We start from the raw sequence: 16446 nt of genomic DNA, 5'->3' as shown, positions 1-16446 counted from the left end.
TGGTGTGTATGTAAATGTGTATGTGTATGTACATGAAAAATGGAAAGTAATCGTATCCGGTGGTGCGGCTGGGCTTCAAACCCAGTTGGGGGCGTTAGACGTTCCCGGGTAGGTTCGACTCCTACTACTTTCCGCCATTTATCTGCTCTTATCTTTTCGCACAGGACGCTATATGGACGATGCGACCCTAGATAATTTGGCCCCCAGCCAAGCCGTCTGCACCCTAGCAGACTCGGCGCATATTCTCGCCAATGAAGTCCCGCTCGCTATTACGCTCAATGGCGTCAATCATGCGGTGATGATGGTCAGCCCCTACCAGTTAGACGCCTTTATCATCGGCTTTCTACTGACCGAAGGCATAATCCAGCACCACAGAGACATTCACGATCTCGAGTTTATTACCCAGCAAAACGCCATTATTGCCAACGTAACCTTAGCCAATCGCTGCCATCAGCCATGGCAGGAGCAAAGGCGCAGCCTAGCGGGTCGCACCGGTTGTGGTTTATGTGGGATTGAATCTCTAGAAGCGGCCTTGCCTAAGTTAGCGCCGCTGCCAGTTAGCGAATTACCCAGCATATCAGCGCTGATGGGATTGCGCGATCAGTTGCCAAACTGGCAAAAGTTAAATCGAGACTGTGGCGCCCTGCATGCCGCTTTTTTTGCCGATATGCAGGGCCAAATACAGCATGCCAGTGAAGACGTAGGCCGCCATAATGCGCTCGATAAGCTGTTGGGTTGGCACCACCGTCAGCCCAATACTCCTGCGGGCATGATCTTAGTGACCAGCCGCTGCAGCATAGAGCTTATTCTAAAAATGGTGCGCACCCACAATCCGACCCTTATCACCTTAAGCGCGCCGACCGTGCTGGCGGTCGAGCAGGCGCGCCTGCATAAGCTCAACTTGATACACTTGCCCTATCAGCAAGAGCCTAGAGTGTATGCGGCGTCCGCCCATTCTCATTACGTCGAATAAAGGAAAACTTGTTTGAAGGATAACCTGTGTGCAGAACAGAAAATGGAAATTTATTTAGTCGGCGGCGCTGTGCGTGATGCCTTATTAGGCTTACCCGTTGTTGACCGCGATTATGTGGTGGTGGGCGCCTTGCCAGAACAGCTGCTCACACTCGGCTATCAGCAGGTCGGCAAAGACTTTCCGGTATTTTTGCATCCCAAAAGTAAAAACGAATACGCGCTAGCGCGCACCGAGCGCAAGGCCGGCTCCGGCTACACCGGCTTTATCTGCGACTTTGGCCCAGACATCACGTTGGAAGAAGACTTAAGCCGCCGCGATCTGACCATTAATGCCATCGCTCAAGATGAAAATGGCGCTCTTTATGATCCCTACGGCGGCCAAGCCGACATAGCAGCCCGCAGCTTGCGCCATGTGTCTGATGCTTTTAATGAAGATCCGTTACGCGTATTGCGCGTGGCGCGCTTTGCCGCCCGTTTTCATGATTTAGGTTTTACCGTGGCCGATGAAACGCAGGCACTAATGCAGCAAATTGCGGCTAGTGGCGAGCTGAGTGCGCTTACGCCGGAGCGAGTGTGGAAAGAAACCGAAAAGGCCTTGGCCTGCGAGCAACCGCAGGTGTTTTTTGAGGTATTGCAGAGCTGTGGTGCGCTTAAAGCCTTATATCCAGAACTCGATAAGCTGTTTAGTAGACAGCTACAGCCAACCGCTAATCAAAAGCCTCATGCGCTGCAAGCCTTATGGCATTGCACACAGCTAACAGCCGATTTGGTTTGTCGTTTTGCTGCGCTCACCTTGCAGTTAGATGTGGCAGCACTCACCGACTTGTGCGAACGCAGCAAGGTGCCTACCGAGCATAAAGAACTGGCGCTATTGGCCAGCCGTTGGCATCAGCGCATTCATGCTCTGCGAGAGCCAAACCGAGATAATGCAGAAGATATATTGGCGTTATTTCAAGAAACCGATAGCTGGCGCAGGCCCGAGCGTTTCGCACAGTTATTGATCTGCGCTCAAGCTGATTGGCAAGCCAGTACAGCTTTAGATGCAAGTGCCGAACCCTACCCCCAGCGCCCGCAATTATGGCATTGGTTTCAAGCGCTACAATCCATTACCGCCGGCCCCTTTGTGGCCCAAGGGCTAAAAGGCCCCGCCATTGGCGAGGCCATTAAACAGGCGCGGTTAGCGCAGTTGCAAGCATGGCTTGCTTAAGCTGTGCGGTTAGATTTTCGGCTTACCTGATTACTTATGAACCTCAGCCATTATGCTGCCTTATTTAGGTTTTGGTAGCTGCCACTTGTTTATAAACAGAAAGTTTCGGCACGCCAGCTTTGCTGGCAATTTTAAATAAAAACATAAAGCCGTGGCGAAGTCCTCTTCGCCGAAGAGACGGCCACCTACGTTGTAACCCATCGAATATATTGACGCTGAAGTCACTGAAACATAGCTGAACTTTGTGGGTAATCAGATTGGCTTAAGTTATTGGCCTGCCATCATCCAAATCAGCACCGCGCCTAAGCCTAATCGATACAACACAAACGGCAACACACCGATGCGCTCCAGCAACGCCAAGAACAGATGAATACAGGCCAGTGCACTGAGAAACGAAACCAGTATACCAAGGCTCATCGCCGACCAAGAGATAGCGACGGGGTTGCTTAGTAAGCCCACCGCCTGATGGCTACCGGCTAACAAGATAATCGGGATCGACATCAAAAAGGAAAAACGGGCGGCGGCGCTGCGCGTTAGCCCGAGCATCAAGCCGGCGGTTAAGGTAATGCCGCTACGCGAGGTGCCGGGGATCAGCGCCACGGCTTGCGCACAGCCTAATAACAATGCGCCGCGCCAACCGGTTTGATATTCACTTTTAAGGTGTTGGGCGCGCTTATCTGCCCACCATAACAACAAACCAAATACGATGGTGGCGATGGCAATCACCCAGCCTGAGCGTAAAAAATCTTTAATAAAACTGCCAAACAAGGCCCCGATAATACAAGCCGGAATGGTGGCCAAAATAATGCACCAAGCCAAGCGCGATTCACTTGTGGCATCACGCCCTTGCAAGGAACCAGCCCAAGCATGAGTGAGGCTGACCACTTCTTGGCGAAAATAATATAACACCGCCAACAAGCTGCCCAAGTGCACAGCCACGTCAAAGGCTATGCCTTGATCAGGCCAGCCCAATAGCACAGAGGGCAAAATCAAATGTGCCGAGCTTGAGATAGGTAAAAATTCGGTAAAGCCTTGGATTAACGCCAGTAATATTACGTGCACTTCCATCTGAGCATCCTTTTCACCGTTAACGGCTGCATATTAATGAGCGCAGATGACAATTGGATGACCGTTTATTACTGTGTTTGCCTCAGTTTACACTTTACGGGTTCTGAGAATTTCCACACCAACGCCTGCCGCATTGACTACCGCATTCAGCTTAGTCAGGCGTACCTTTACAAACTGCACGTCAAAGCGACGGAATATCAGCTCGGCTACCCGCTCGGCCATAGTTTCGATTAATTCAAACTGATTAAGCTCGGCAAACTCAGTGACAGCGGCTGATAAAGTCGCGTAGTCGAGTGCCTTATTAATGTCATCGTCTTTGGCGGCTGGCGCATTATTAAAGCCCATTTCCAAGTCGAAGCGCAGCTTCTGTTTAATGCTCTTTTCCCACTCATAAACGCCTATGGTGGTGAGTACTTCTAAGCCTTCTACAAACACTTTATCCATCGTCTCTATCTTCTGTTAAGCTGAACTAATTCGGAATCGAGCCAAGCGCAGCACACTTTCTGCCTGCCCTTAACTCGGTTTAGGCTCGCATAGTAAGGGATCATAGTAACGGATTGGTCCCGAGGTATAAACCGCCATGACGGCCCTCATCTTCTTTATGATAGTGCTCGCCTACCTGGGGGGATCCATCTCCAGCGCCGTGCTGATCTCGCGCCTCTACCGCCTCCCCGACCCTCGTCAGCATGGCTCCGGCAATCCGGGTGCGACCAATGTGTTGCGCACCGGTAATCGCAGCGCCGCCGTGTGGGTGCTGTTGATTGATATTATGAAGGGCACGCTGCCCGTTTATTTAGGTTGGTATTTAGAGATAGGACCGCTGTACTTGGCCTTTATTGGCATGGCCGCCTGCTTGGGCCATATGTTTCCGCTGTTCTTTCATTTTCGGGGCGGTAAAGCGGTGGCCACGGCCTTAGGCACGCTATTGCCGCTTGGCATGGACATGGCCGGCCTGATGATGCTGACTTGGCTGATCTGCTTAGGCCTGTTCGGTTATTCGTCGCTGGCGTCTTTGCTCACCGCCTTAGTGGCGCCGCTCTACGTCTATTTCATTAAGCCCGAATACACGCTCTCGGTGTCGTTACTGTCCTGTCTGATCATCTTGCGCCATCACGGCAACATCAGCCGCCTCTATCACCGCCAAGAAAAGCCGATGCTAGATAGATTTAAACGAGAAGATAAAACCAGTGAGGAGTAAATGGTGAAGGGTGAGGCGTAAACACCGAACTTGCAGACTCGATTTCTTATTCGCCTCCCTCCTTACACCTCACTCCTCACGATTAATCAACAGCCGTTAACTCATCCAGCGGCCAACGGGGTCTGGCACGCACTGCTAACGGCTCAATGTCACCGGCTTTTAAGCGCTGTAGCCCCGCAAAGGCGATCATGGCGCCATTATCGGTGCAATATTCATTACGCGGATAAAAGGCTTCGCCCTTTAGGCTTGCCATCAGCTCGCTGAGCTGCTCACGCAAGGACACATTAGCACTCACGCCTCCGGCCACTACTAAACGATTCAGCCCCGTCTGCAACAGTGCACGTTTACACTTAATCGCCAGCGTATCCACCACCGCCTGCTGAAACGCATGAGCGATGTCGGCTCGGGTTTGCTGATCGTAATTATCTGCGGCAATTTCGGCGGCAATAGTGGTCGCAGTGGCAGTTTTTAGGCCTGAAAAGCTAAAATCTAACCCAGGCCTAGCGGTCATGGGGCGCGGAAAGACAAAGCGATTCGGCGCGCCCTGCTCTGCCAACTTAGCTAAACGCGGTCCGCCCGGATAATCTAAATCCATCAGCTTGGCCGTTTTATCGAAGGCTTCACCGGCCGCATCGTCCACCGACTCGCCTAATATCTCGTAACGGCCAATGCCGTCTACGCGCACCAATAAGGTGTGGCCGCCGGACACTAATAAGGCCACAAACGGAAACTCAGGCGCGCGCTCTTCTAGCATAGGGGCCAACAAGTGACCTTCCATATGATGCACGGCCACCGCAGGCTTGCCCCAAGCAAAGGCTAAACTGCGGCCTATGGTGGCACCCACTAATAAGGCGCCCATTAAGCCAGGGCCTGCGGTAAAGGCCACGCCGTCTATGTCATCTTTGGTGCAGCCTGCGTCTGCAAGGGCTGCTTCAATCAAAGGAATGGTTTTACGAATGTGGTCGCGGCTGGCCAGCTCAGGCACCACGCCGCCATAGTCCGCATGCAACGCCACCTGACTGTAGAGTTGATGGGCCATAATGCCGAGCTGGTCGTCATAAATGGCAATGCCGGTTTCATCACAGGAGGTTTCTATACCCAATACACGCATGTCGGTCTTATCACTGGACTATTGAATGAGAGGAGCTTATGTTACACTTCTAGCGGTTTTTTAACCAGCGGAGCGCCTTCGGACTTTACTTTAGGTAAGGCTTCGGAGTAGAATTTCGCACCATTTTATAGTCAGACTGGTTTAATAAAAAGCCAGTAAACCGAGGTGAGGCACATGCCAGTAATTAAAGTACGTGAAAACGAGCCCTTCGACGTAGCCCTGCGACGCTTCAAACGCTCTTGCGAAAAGGCAGGTATCCTGTCTGAAGTGCGTCGTCGTGAGCAGTACGAGAAGCCAACTACAGTGCGCAAGCGCGCTAAAGCTGCCGCTGTTAAGCGTCACGCTAAGAAGCTGTCTCGTGAAAACGCACGTCGCATTCGTCTGTACTAACAGTTATTGATCTCATGTCCTTAAAAGACCAACTGTCTGAACAGCAGAAAATCGCTATGCGTGCCAAAAACAAGGCGCGCCTTAGTACGTTAAGAATGCTGCTGGCAGAGATCAATCTAAAAGAGATAGACAGCCGCGAAACCTTGAATGATGACGATGTCATCACCATAGTTACCAAAATGGTAAAACAGCGCAAAGACGCCGCAGCTCTCTATGAGCAGGCCGGTCGTCAAGAGTTAGCTGATGGTGAACTTCAAGAAATCGTGGTGCTGCAGGAATTCCTGCCGCAACCTCTCAGCGCAGACGAACTGGAAACTTTGCTCACCAATGCCATCGCCGCTAGCGGCGCTACTGGCATGCAAGATATGGGCAAGGTAATGGCGGTGCTAAAACCGCAAATCCAGGGGCGTGCAGATATGGGCAAGGTAAGCGCGAGCATTAAAGCTAAACTGGCTTAAGGGTTTACGTTTTATCTTACCAACGGGCCGTGCCTCTTTTTGATGCACGGCTTTGTTTTTTTCGCTACCCCGGTGAATAATGTCAGGCAGAATCCCCCAATCTTTTATCGACGACTTGTTGGCCAGAACCGACATAGTCGATCTTATCGATCAGCGGGTTAAGCTGAAAAAAGCAGGCAAAAACTATCAAGCCTGTTGCCCTTTCCATAATGAAAAATCCCCCTCCTTTACCGTGAGTCACGAAAAACAGTTTTATCACTGCTTTGGCTGTGGCGCCCACGGCACTGTGCTGGGTTTTATCATGGAATACGATGGCCTAGAATTTCTGGATGCCATAGACGAACTGGCCGGTATGCATGGCCTTACGGTACCACGCGAAAACGCTCATTCATCCCAATCGCCGCAACAGCAAGCCGCCGCCAAGGCGATCCGCCAAGACTTATATGAGCAACTGAACGACATCAGTCGCTTTTACCAAACTCAGCTGCGCCAATCACAAACCGCCATTCAATATCTAAAAAATCGCGGCCTGAATGGCGAAGTGGTAAAACGCTTTAATATTGGTTACGTGCCCGAACAGTGGGACGCGGTAAAGCGCCAATTTGCTAAAAATAATGAGGCAGAAACACAACTAATTGAAGGCGGCATGCTGATCAAAAGCGAAAATGGTCGGGTTTACGACCGTTTTCGCGACCGTATCATGTTCCCCATCCACGACCGTCGTGGTCGGGTGATCGGCTTTGGTGGTCGAGTATTGGGTGATGGCACGCCCAAATATTTAAACTCACCAGAAACACCCGTGTTCCATAAAGGCCGCGAGCTATATGGCCTCTATGAAGTGCGCCAAGCCCATCGCAATCCAGAGCGCGTCTTGATTGTGGAAGGCTACATGGACGTAGTGGCGCTGGCACAATTTGGCATCGACTACGCGGTGGCAAGCCTTGGCACCGCCACCACGCCCGAGCACTTACAGCTATTATTTCGCACTACCCGCGAAGTGATTTGTTGCTACGACGGCGACCGCGCCGGCCGAGAAGCCGCTTGGCGCGCACTGGAAAATGCCCTGCCGCTGTTACAAGATGGCCGCAGTTTAAAATTTGTATTTTTACCGGATGGCGAAGACCCCGACAGCCTAGTGCGCCAATTAGGCGCCGAAGACTTTGGCAAGCTATTAGATAATGCGCAAAATTTTGGCGACTTCTTATTTGAACGCTTAGCTCAAGACGCCATGAGTGGCGATGCGGGCCAGCATGAGTTAGCCAATCAAGCCGCCGAGGCCATCATCAAGGTGCCCGAAGGCTTTACTCGCGAAGGCTTGATCACCCAACTCTCTCGCCAACTGAATTGGGGGGAAAATGAGCGCCGCGTGCGCGAGCTATTCAGTCGCTTGCAACAAGACGCAAAGCCCGCCAGCGCACAGGCACACACTAAGAGCAAAAAGATTAAGCTGACCCCTATTCGCCGCGCCATTGCCCTTGTGCTACAATATCCGGCTGCCGCTGCCAGTTTATCAACCGCTGACACCGAAGGCGTCGCTATGCTACCTTTACCGGGTATAGATTTGTTGCAAACGCTGTTGGCCCAAGTACAGAGCCAACCTTTGATGACCACGGCGCAATTACTCGAACATTGGCGTGGCCACAGCTCAGCGCCCGCATTAGCGCGCTTAGCCATGGCGGATCAGTTGTTTGCAGGGGATCGCATAGAGCAAGAATTGAAAGATACCTTTGCGGTACTTATCGAGGACTACTTTGCGACACGCATCGAAGCGCTGCAACAAAAAAGCAGCCAAGGCGGTCTAACTACGGCAGAAAAACAAGAATTGATGCTACTGCTCAGCGAAAGCAAAGCCAGTAGGAACTAAAAAACAGAAAAAACTGAACATTGAAAACGGGCATTTGCGCCCCAATATAAAAACCTAAGCCTGAAACACGGCCTTTTATGGGTAATTAGACCCAATTAACGCTGCAACACACTCACCGACATCAAGGCTGGCGTGTTAGCAAGCACACCAACGCAGAATGCATTGGTCAAGTTTTGTTATAATCGGCTATTTGTGCGCCACTATGAATACTTTTTAAGTACTGGTGTGCCTCATTGCTTACACCCTCTTGCACTATCTAAATCGGACGAGTTCTATGGAGCCAACCCCTCAGTCGCAGCTTAAACTTCTCGTTGCCAAAGGTAAAGAACAGGGTTACCTGACTTATGCCGATGTTAACGATCATCTTCCTCAAGACATTGTCGACTCAGATCAAATTGAAGATATTATTCAAATGATCAATGACATGGGCATTCAGGTGGTAGAAACCGCCCCCGATGCCGATGACTTAATGATGTCTGAAACCTCGGCCGATGAAGACGCAGCCGAAGCCGCAGCCCAAGCGCTGGCTTCTGTAGAGTCTGAAATTGGTCGTACTACCGATCCGGTGCGTATGTATATGCGTGAAATGGGTACGGTAGAGCTGTTAACCCGTGAAGGCGAAATTGAAATCGCCAAGCGCATCGAAGAAGGCATTAACCAGGTACAAAGCTCGGTATCAGAATACCCAGCCACTATTACTACCTTGTTAGACCAATTCGACCGTTTTGAAGCCGGTGAGATCAAGCTTACCGACATCATCACTGGCTTTCTCGATCCAGATGCTGTCGAGACTGCAGCCCCGATGGCGACGCACATCGGCTCTGAGTTAAGCGATAAAGAGAAAGACGAAGACGACGACGAAGACAAAGAAGATGACGAGGACGAGGAAGAAGTTGATACCGGTCCCGATCCTGAATTAGCTCGCGAAAAATTTGCTGTGCTGCGTGAACAGTACGACATTATGCACGCCGTGATCGCCAGCAAAGGCCGTACTTCACCGGAAGCCGCGAAAGAAATTGTCGAACTGGCCTACATCTTCCGCGAGTTTCGCCTGATCCCTAAGCAGTTTGACCGCTTAGTGAACGCCATGCGCGACACTATGGTGCGGGTACGCGTTCAAGAGCGCTTGATCCTCAAGCTGTGTGTTGAACAGTGCAAGATGCCGAAGAAAACCTTTGTACAGGCGTTCTCTAAAAACGAAACCGATGCAGAGTGGTTCAACACTCAGCTGGCCACCGGCAAAACTGCTTGGGCAGTACGCCTCGCAGAGGTAGCCGAAGATGTGCTGCGCTCAATTGGTAAGCTCAGAATCGTAGAAGAAGAAGCAGACTTAACCATATCGCAGATTAAAGATATCAACCGTCGCATGAGCATAGGTGAAGCCAAGGCGCGCCGAGCCAAAAAAGAGATGGTTGAAGCCAACTTGCGTCTGGTTATTTCTATTGCCAAAAAATACACCAACCGTGGCTTACAGTTCCTCGACTTGATCCAGGAAGGCAATATCGGCTTGATGAAGGCGGTAGATAAGTTTGAATATCGTCGTGGTTATAAGTTCTCAACTTACGCCACTTGGTGGATCCGCCAAGCCATCACCCGCTCTATTGCTGACCAAGCGCGCACCATTCGTATTCCGGTGCACATGATTGAGACCATCAACAAGCTCAACCGTGTATCGCGTCAAATGCTGCAAGAGATGGGCCGTGAAGCAACGCCTGAAGAACTGGCGCACCGCATGATGATGCCTGAGGACAAGGTGCTCAAGGTGCTGAAAATCGCCAAAGAGCCTATCTCCATGGAAACACCGATTGGTGATGATGAAGACTCCCACTTGGGTGATTTTATCGAAGACACCACGCTGTCGTTGCCTGCAGACCAAGCCACCAGCGAAAGCCTGCGTAATGCCACTAAAGACGTGCTCTCTGGCCTTACCGCCCGTGAAGCTAAGGTGTTACGTATGCGTTTTGGTATCGATATGAATACCGATCACACGCTGGAAGAAGTGGGCAAGCAGTTCGACGTAACGCGTGAGCGTATTCGCCAAATTGAAGCTAAGGCACTGCGCAAATTGCGCCACCCTAGCCGTTCAGAAGTACTGCGCAGCTTCCTCGACGAGTAAGCAACTCAGTATAAAGACGTGCATAGCACACCCAAAAGGGCGCAACGGCGCCCTTTTTCTTTACCTGATTTTCGTTCGCCCAATCTCTTTGTAAAATATTGTACCAATTGCTTAAAAATCAAACTGATATCACCCCGCCCGACTAGACAGCAAGAGCCGCTTTACCTATAATCTCACCACTTTTGGCCCCTTAGCTCAGTTGGTTAGAGCACACGACTCATAATCGTTAGGTCCCCAGTTCAAGTCTGGGAGGGGCCACCATATATAGCAAGGGTTAGCAGGTTAATATCTGCTAACCCTTTTTTGTTGGGGATACCTAGGGGATACTTTTGCTGGGTACTCTGCCCTTCCCCAACAGACACCTCTAAGCATAATGCCGCTCTATCGAACAGATCACCCTCCTCCGCAGAACTTATCTAACTCGCTCTAATTGCAGTGAATTGACGTTTAGGCGGCAGTATTTTTACTCTTATTTAATAGATACTGTGGGCTTAGTTCCTAGTCTCACTAGGGTTTGTAGCTGGCTAACAGAAAGAATCAGCATTCAAACGCCGGCACGTCTGGCACTTCAAAAAACTCGCACTTAGTGCGCCCCATAGTGCCCGCAAACCTGTAGTGGCCAAGAAGTCTTTAACCTTAGGATAAAGTTGCCATCAGTCCATAGTCGCCATGGGGTATTATTTAGTTGATTGCTACTTTGAAGCTTAAATAGTGGCGTGGCGTATTCGAGCAGAGAGCCATTCTGAAAGCAGTACTGTTGCCAGTATTATCACAAAAATCACACTAACCTGATTCCACGCTAGGCTATTGATAGCTGAATTAAGTTGTAGGCCAATGCCACCAGCGCCCACTAATCCCAGCACGGTAGATTCACGGATGTTGATGTCCCAACGATAAACACTGATCCCAGCAAAGGCTGGCATCACTTGGGGTAATACACCATAGCTCATGACCTGCGCGCGGCTGGCTCCGGTGGCACTAATCGCCTCTACCTGGGCTGGGTTTATTTCTTCGATGGCTTCATAAAGCAGTTTGCCAACAAAACCAATAGAGCGCAGGGCGATGGCAATAATGCCCGCCAACACACCCGGCCCAAGAATGGTCACCAGCAGCATAGCCCAAATTAATGAGTTGATAGAACGTGAGGCCACAATAATAACCAAGGCGACACTGCGAATTAAAGGATGGGGGCTGGTATTGCGGGCGGCTAAAAACGCCACAGGAAAAGCCATCGCCACCCCCAGCGCAGTCCCTAGAGTGGCGATATTAAGCGTGTCCCACATAGGCTGCCAGAGATGCTGTGCATAGCTCCACTCGAGTGGCAGCATACGGCCAACTAGATCAACACCTTGCTTACCCGCATCCTCTACAAACACCCACATGGTGTTGTCAGAAATTTGTTTCCAGCACAGCAAAAAAAGACAGGCTCCTGCCAGCCAAGCTAAATAATTCAGCCATTGAGCACGAGTAGTGCGCAGGCGCCAAATCGGTATACTTTGCTTTGAGTTATCTACAAACATAACGATATCCTATTCATTGGGTCCAGCGACGCACATAGCTAGAGCCGTACTCAGACAGCAGCACAAACGCAATGATGATCAGTAAGATAGCGGCCGAGGTATCGTATTCATAACGACTGATGGAGGTATTGAGGGTAGCGCCAATGCCCCCCGCCCCCACAATGCCGATGATGGCAGATTCGCGAAAGTTAATATCCAAGCGATACATAGAGAGCCCAATTAAGCGCGGCATCACTTGCGGCTGCACTGCGTGATTGATGGTTTGCCACCAGCTGGCCCCAGTGGCGCGTATCGCTTCCACTTGGTGCCAATCGAGATCTTCAATATCCTCAGCCAGCAGTTTTGCTATAAAGCCAATGGTGGCAAAGGCGAGCGTTAACATCCCCGCCAAAGGGCCAAAGCCGAACATCACCACAAATAGAATCGCGATAATGATCTCTTGAAAGGTGCGTGACACCGTAATAATACTGCGGCAGAGATAGTAAATCGGCCAAGGTGAGATATTACGCGCAGCGCCCAGCCCAATGGGCACGGCCAGTGCCACGCCAATCACAGTGGCGGTGAAGGTCATGGACAAGCTCTCGAGAATACCTTCGTAAATGTCGCTGGAGCGGCTGACGAAGTCCGGTTGAGTAAATGCCGCCAAAAAGTGAAGGCCGCGACTCGCACCTTCAATAACCCGGGCCCAATTTACATCGACCGTTGACAGGGCAAGTACCAAATAAGCCGCTAGGCCTAAGGTTAATCCCCAGCGTAATTTAGCACTTTGGATTATCGGCAACCGCCGCCAGTGCCCCCTCGCTGCCAGCTGCTGACGATTCATAAAGCTTCGCCTGTCGTTAAATATAATGGCCGCAAGACCTGCAAATCTGTAGGTGGCTTCTCCCCTGCCTCTGCATTTAATCGACTATCCCATTCCTCCTCTCCATAAATAGTGGTGAGCGCCTGTGCATCGAGCTCTTGAGGCGTGCCATCGAACACAATTTTACCGGCGCGCAGCCCAACAATTCGATCCGCAAATTGCTGAGCTAAAGCGACGTCGTGGATATTAATAATGGCCGCCAGCTGACGCTCGTTACAGAGCTCACGGATCAGGCGCATAATCAGCCGTGATGTTTTAGGATCAAGACTTGCGGTCGGTTCATCTACCAGTAATAAGTTAGGTTGCTGGATCAGTGCCCGAGCAATACCGACTCGTTGGCGCTGACCACCAGAAAGGGCGTCGGCACGTTTGTCTAAGGCATGGGATAAACCAACTCGCTCCAACAACCGAAAGGCTTCGGCGATGTCCTTTTGAGTATAACGGCGTAAAAAACTGCGCCAAAAACCCACATAACCAAGCCGCCCCGAGAGTACATTTTCCATTACCGTTAGACGCTCTACTAAAGCATATTCCTGAAAAATCATGCCCATGGCGCGACGTGCTTTACGCAGCTGTCCACCCGAAAGCTGGGTTAGTTCGGTCCCCTCTAGACGAATGCTGCCACTGGAGGCTTCTACCAAACGATTAACGCAGCGGATCAAAGTACTCTTACCCGCTCCAGAAGGACCAATCAGCGCCATCACTTGGCCCCGAGGTAAATTGAGATCTATTCCTACCAAGGCATGATCACCCGTGGAATAGCGCTTATTAACCTGAGATAGAGTCAGCACAGCGTTACTTCCTTTATTTAAATGTGAGACGTGTGGGACTCGATCAAAGAGTCTCATCAGCGTGATCAGGCTTAGCCACATTGGTAAGTCACGTCGTTCGCCTCATCTATGGTGCGGATCACCGCCCAGTGATCCTTAAAAGTAATGGGGATAAATTGAGATTCACCAGAGTTAGCGAATTCCTCTTTTAAGGCGCTGCCTTCCCAGTTATAGCTAAAAAAGGCCTCTTGAACTTTTTGAGCAAGATCAGGGTGCAGGTTGTAGACGTGCCCGTAGCCGGTTGTGGGAAATGTTTGGGAGGTATAGAGGATGTCGTAGTCATCGGTATCGATCACGTTGCGTGCGAGCATGCGATTGGATACTGAGTTGGCGATAGCAGCCGTTTCATAGTCTTTATTGATAACGCCCAAAATAGAGTTGTCATGGGAGCCTGAAAAAGCAGTTTCAAAGTCCTGTTCTGCTACCAAACCAAACTCACTATTTAGCAGGGCGGAGGGAGCTTTAAAACCAGAGTTAGACGTTGGCGACGTGAAAGCCATGCTACGGCCTGCTAAGTCAGGCATCGTCTTAATGCCACTGTCTGGGTAAGTTATTATTTCCATCTCGTAGCCAAAACTACCGTCTTCAGCTGCCATCATAGTGAACGGAACAAAACCGGCGCAGTTCACTGCAATAGGGTTAGAGCCGGTGTTGAAGCCGGCCACATGGAGACGCCCAGCACGCATTGCCTCCAGCTGGGCGGCATTAGACTGCACAGGGAAAAACTGCACTTTCTTACCGGTGACCGCCTCCATATGCTTGAGGAAGTCAGACCATACCTCGCCATATACGGCAGGGTCTTCTACTGGGGTATAGGAAAAGACCAAGGTGCTAGGGTTGATCCACTGCGACTCATCCGTGGGTACATCCGCCACCAAATCGCCATTGGCATCAGTGAAACGCGAAGATAGATTGGCGCTGGCCATCATACTGGTAGTGGCAAGAATGCCTGTGATGGTGATAGCCAGCAAGCGACGAGATAAGGGGGAATTAATCATGATAGCTCCGAAGTTTGATAACAAGTACACAACTGCAGCAACCATGATGCTTACTTATGACGATACAGAGTCTGTAGAGTGACAGGTCTGTTAAGGTCATCATTGACCAGCCCTAAACTTCCTTCCTTCTTTCCTTCCTTTTTTATAGCAAACGGATTCAGCAGCGGCTCACCAAGCTTATTATTCCCAGTTTTCTACCCCAATCTCCCCGGTTATCGTTTACCGAATAATGAACCTAACACGCCGCGCATTATCTGCCGGCCAAGCTGACTGCCTATGCTTCTGGCGGCACTTTTTACCATAGCTTCTATGGGAGTTTGCCTGGTACTCTGTGCTTTTGCTGCTGGTTTTTGGGCTGCCGCCTGCGCATTTGATTCGGCTAACTTTTCGGTTTTTTGTTTTAATAATTCGTAGGCAGACTCACGGTCAATCACCTTATCGTAGCGACCTTTATAAGGTGAACGAGCGATGTGCTCGGCGCGCTCCGCCTCGGTTAACGGCCCAAGACGCGACTCAGGGGGTTTAATGTAAACGAGTTCAACCGGTGTCGGCTTGCCGTCGGCATCTAATACCGAGACCAATGCCTCTCCTACTCCTAACTCGGTAATAAGCTGCTCCGTATTAATGTTAGGATTTTGCCTGAAGGTGGCTGCCGCTGCCTGCACTGCTTTTTTATCTTTCGGGGTAAAGGCGCGCAGTGCATGTTGAATTTTCATTCCCAATTGGCCGAGAATATCTTCCGGTATATCGGCCGGACTCTGGCTGACGAAATACACACCCACCCCTTTTGAGCGGATGAGCCTCACTACTTGTTCGATTTTGTTGACTAAGACATTGGCAGCACCATCAAAAATCAGATGCGCCTCATCGAAAAACAATACAAATTTTGGTCTATCCGCATCACCCACCTCGGGTAGTTTTTCAAACAGCTCAGCCAATAACCAGATCAAAAAGCAGGCATATAATTTAGGTGAGTCATGTATCAGTTTCGTGGCATCAAGCACGTTCACCACACCATTACCCGAAAAATCAGTTTTTATTAAATCATCTAATTCAATGGCGGGTTCATTAAAAAAATGCTCTGCTCCCTGCTCGTCTAATACTAATAATTTACGTTGAATCGCGCCTATGCTGGATGACGATATATTGCCGTATTCACCTTTCAATTCATTGGCGTTATCCGATAGCCAAGTTAACATAGCGCGCAGATCTTTCAGGTCGAGCAGTAGCCAGCCATTATCATCGGCTACCTTAAAACACGCATACAAAACGCCACTCTGTGTATCATTTAGCTCTAACAAACTACCGAGCAGTAAAGGCCCCATAGCAGATATGGTAGCGCGGATATGATGGCCGTTAGTACCAAACACATCCCAGAATACCGTTGGCACTGAGCGAAACTGATAATTTTCAATGTTCAGTTGTTTCACGCGCGCGTCAATTTTAGGGTGGTGACTGCCGAGCGCCGCTAAACCGGAAAGATCACCTTTTACATCCGCAATAAAAACCGGCACCCCTAGACGAGAGAAGCTCTCGGTGAGATTTTGTAAGGTCACGGTTTTACCCGTTCCGGTTGCGCCGGCGATCAAGCCATGGCGATTAGCCATGCTCGCATCCATCAAAAAATGCCCCGCAGCATTACCACCGATTAACAAACTAGGCGTATCACTCATCTAGAACTCCAATATGAATAAAACAACTCAATAATGAGATTAAAGTGCGACCCAACACGCTGTTCTAAAATATTTAATCTGCTAAAGCAGATATGCACACATGATGAGTAACTTTTTCACTTTTTTATTATAGAGCAACTTTTACCGAACGATTGAATACTAGAAGACGACTCATTGCC

General features: G+C 50.2%; 15 protein-coding genes and 2 tRNA genes. 9 read left to right on the top strand and 8 right to left on the bottom strand.

What is annotated here, in order from left to right:
* The first annotated feature begins 41 nt into the window (after positions 1-41).
* The 3 genes from ACEN2G_RS00350 to cca all read left to right on the top strand — a co-directional run bounded on the left by ACEN2G_RS00350 (position 42) and on the right by cca (position 2179).
* Positions 42-137, top strand: a tRNA-Sec gene (locus ACEN2G_RS00350).
* Between the two features lie 35 nt (positions 138-172).
* Positions 173-973, top strand: a complete 801-nt coding sequence (gene fdhD / locus ACEN2G_RS00345; protein WP_442019467.1) for a formate dehydrogenase accessory sulfurtransferase FdhD — start codon at positions 173-175, stop codon at positions 971-973.
* Between the two features lie 42 nt (positions 974-1015).
* Positions 1016-2179, top strand: a complete 1164-nt coding sequence (gene cca / locus ACEN2G_RS00340) for a multifunctional CCA addition/repair protein (protein ID WP_442019660.1) — start codon at positions 1016-1018, stop codon at positions 2177-2179.
* A 267-nt stretch (positions 2180-2446) separates the two neighbouring features.
* On the opposite strand, the gene ACEN2G_RS00335 is transcribed toward cca, so the two are convergent.
* Both ACEN2G_RS00335 and folB read right to left on the bottom strand, forming a co-directional pair.
* Positions 2447-3247 carry an undecaprenyl-diphosphate phosphatase gene (locus ACEN2G_RS00335; RefSeq protein WP_442019466.1) on the bottom strand — a complete coding sequence of 267 codons (801 nt, stop codon included), beginning with the start codon at positions 3245-3247 and terminating at the stop codon, positions 2447-2449.
* 87 nt (positions 3248-3334) lie between these two features.
* A complete protein-coding gene (gene folB, locus ACEN2G_RS00330; RefSeq protein WP_442019465.1) occupies positions 3335-3691 on the bottom strand; it encodes a dihydroneopterin aldolase in 357 nt (118 codons plus the stop codon).
* A 136-nt stretch (positions 3692-3827) separates the two neighbouring features.
* Between folB and plsY the strand changes: the two genes are divergently transcribed.
* A complete protein-coding gene (plsY, locus tag ACEN2G_RS00325; RefSeq protein ID WP_442019464.1) occupies positions 3828-4445 on the top strand; it encodes a glycerol-3-phosphate 1-O-acyltransferase PlsY in 618 nt (205 codons plus the stop codon).
* 82 nt (positions 4446-4527) lie between these two features.
* On the opposite strand, the gene tsaD is transcribed toward plsY, so the two are convergent.
* A complete protein-coding gene (tsaD, locus tag ACEN2G_RS00320) occupies positions 4528-5556 on the bottom strand; it encodes a tRNA (adenosine(37)-N6)-threonylcarbamoyltransferase complex transferase subunit TsaD (protein WP_442019463.1) in 1029 nt (342 codons plus the stop codon).
* Positions 5557-5730: 174 nt separating this feature from the next.
* Here tsaD and rpsU point away from each other — a divergent pair, with 174 nt between their 5' ends.
* From rpsU to ACEN2G_RS00295, 5 genes are all read left to right on the top strand, one after another.
* Entirely contained in the window at positions 5731-5946 is a 216-nt protein-coding gene (rpsU, locus tag ACEN2G_RS00315; protein ID WP_087035180.1) for a 30S ribosomal protein S21, read from the top strand.
* Positions 5947-5960: 14 nt separating this feature from the next.
* Complete coding sequence (locus tag ACEN2G_RS00310) at positions 5961-6404, top strand: GatB/YqeY domain-containing protein (RefSeq protein WP_442019462.1); 444 nt, start codon at positions 5961-5963, stop codon at positions 6402-6404.
* Positions 6405-6483: 79 nt separating this feature from the next.
* On the top strand, positions 6484-8268 hold the full coding sequence (dnaG, locus tag ACEN2G_RS00305; protein ID WP_442019461.1) for a DNA primase: 1785 nt from the start codon (positions 6484-6486) through the stop codon (positions 8266-8268).
* 274 nt (positions 8269-8542) lie between these two features.
* A complete protein-coding gene (rpoD, locus tag ACEN2G_RS00300; protein ID WP_442019460.1) occupies positions 8543-10384 on the top strand; it encodes an RNA polymerase sigma factor RpoD in 1842 nt (613 codons plus the stop codon).
* A 184-nt stretch (positions 10385-10568) separates the two neighbouring features.
* Positions 10569-10645: transfer RNA gene (locus ACEN2G_RS00295), tRNA-Ile, on the top strand.
* Positions 10646-11088: 443 nt separating this feature from the next.
* On the opposite strand, the gene phnE (ACEN2G_RS00290) is transcribed toward ACEN2G_RS00295, so the two are convergent.
* The 5 genes from phnE (ACEN2G_RS00290) to ACEN2G_RS00270 all read right to left on the bottom strand — a co-directional run bounded on the left by phnE (ACEN2G_RS00290) (position 11089) and on the right by ACEN2G_RS00270 (position 16267).
* Positions 11089-11904, bottom strand: coding sequence for a phosphonate ABC transporter, permease protein PhnE (phnE, locus tag ACEN2G_RS00290; protein WP_442019459.1), 816 nt, complete (start codon positions 11902-11904; stop codon positions 11089-11091).
* 13 nt (positions 11905-11917) lie between these two features.
* Complete coding sequence (gene phnE / locus ACEN2G_RS00285; RefSeq protein ID WP_442019458.1) at positions 11918-12727, bottom strand: phosphonate ABC transporter, permease protein PhnE; 810 nt, start codon at positions 12725-12727, stop codon at positions 11918-11920.
* Positions 12724-13557 (bottom strand): phosphonate ABC transporter ATP-binding protein, encoded by an 834-nt coding sequence (phnC, locus tag ACEN2G_RS00280; protein WP_442019457.1) that lies wholly within the window; start codon positions 13555-13557, stop codon positions 12724-12726. The genes phnE (ACEN2G_RS00285) and phnC overlap by 4 nt, the downstream gene beginning before the upstream one ends.
* 71 nt (positions 13558-13628) lie before the next feature.
* The gene (gene phnD, locus ACEN2G_RS00275) at positions 13629-14594 is read right to left on the bottom strand and encodes a phosphate/phosphite/phosphonate ABC transporter substrate-binding protein (protein WP_442019456.1); all 966 of its coding nucleotides are present in this window, start codon (positions 14592-14594) and stop codon (positions 13629-13631) included.
* Positions 14595-14806: 212 nt separating this feature from the next.
* Positions 14807-16267: a helicase HerA-like domain-containing protein gene (locus ACEN2G_RS00270; RefSeq protein ID WP_442019455.1), complete on the bottom strand. Its 1461-nt coding sequence runs from the start codon at positions 16265-16267 to the stop codon at positions 14807-14809.
* Between the last annotated feature and the right edge of the window lie 179 nt (positions 16268-16446).

It is taken from the genome of Oceanisphaera sp. W20_SRM_FM3 (genome assembly GCF_052119705.1).
GTDB lineage: Bacteria > Pseudomonadota > Gammaproteobacteria > Enterobacterales > Aeromonadaceae > Oceanimonas.
Note: the sequence above shows the minus strand (reverse complement) of the source record. Positions and strands in the feature narration are given on the sequence as shown.

Excerpts from the sequence above, each read along its gene's own strand:
- phnE (WP_442019459.1), bottom strand. The coding sequence starts at position 11,904 with ATGTTTGTAGATAACTCAAAGCAAAGTATACCGATTTGGCGCCTGCGC.
- dnaG (WP_442019461.1), top strand. The coding sequence starts at position 6,484 with ATGTCAGGCAGAATCCCCCAATCTTTTATCGACGACTTGTTGGCCAGA.
- tsaD (WP_442019463.1), bottom strand. The coding sequence starts at position 5,556 with ATGCGTGTATTGGGTATAGAAACCTCCTGTGATGAAACCGGCATTGCC.
- folB (WP_442019465.1), bottom strand. The coding sequence starts at position 3,691 with ATGGATAAAGTGTTTGTAGAAGGCTTAGAAGTACTCACCACCATAGGC.
- ACEN2G_RS00310 (WP_442019462.1), top strand. The coding sequence starts at position 5,961 with ATGTCCTTAAAAGACCAACTGTCTGAACAGCAGAAAATCGCTATGCGT.
- rpsU (WP_087035180.1), top strand. The coding sequence starts at position 5,731 with ATGCCAGTAATTAAAGTACGTGAAAACGAGCCCTTCGACGTAGCCCTG.
- phnE (WP_442019458.1), bottom strand. The coding sequence starts at position 12,727 with ATGAATCGTCAGCAGCTGGCAGCGAGGGGGCACTGGCGGCGGTTGCCG.
- ACEN2G_RS00335 (WP_442019466.1), bottom strand. The coding sequence starts at position 3,247 with ATGGAAGTGCACGTAATATTACTGGCGTTAATCCAAGGCTTTACCGAA.
- ACEN2G_RS00270 (WP_442019455.1), bottom strand. The coding sequence starts at position 16,267 with ATGAGTGATACGCCTAGTTTGTTAATCGGTGGTAATGCTGCGGGGCAT.
- cca (WP_442019660.1), top strand. The coding sequence starts at position 1,016 with ATGGAAATTTATTTAGTCGGCGGCGCTGTGCGTGATGCCTTATTAGGC.
- phnD (WP_442019456.1), bottom strand. The coding sequence starts at position 14,594 with ATGATTAATTCCCCCTTATCTCGTCGCTTGCTGGCTATCACCATCACA.
- rpoD (WP_442019460.1), top strand. The coding sequence starts at position 8,543 with ATGGAGCCAACCCCTCAGTCGCAGCTTAAACTTCTCGTTGCCAAAGGT.
- plsY (WP_442019464.1), top strand. The coding sequence starts at position 3,828 with ATGACGGCCCTCATCTTCTTTATGATAGTGCTCGCCTACCTGGGGGGA.
- fdhD (WP_442019467.1), top strand. The coding sequence starts at position 173 with ATGGACGATGCGACCCTAGATAATTTGGCCCCCAGCCAAGCCGTCTGC.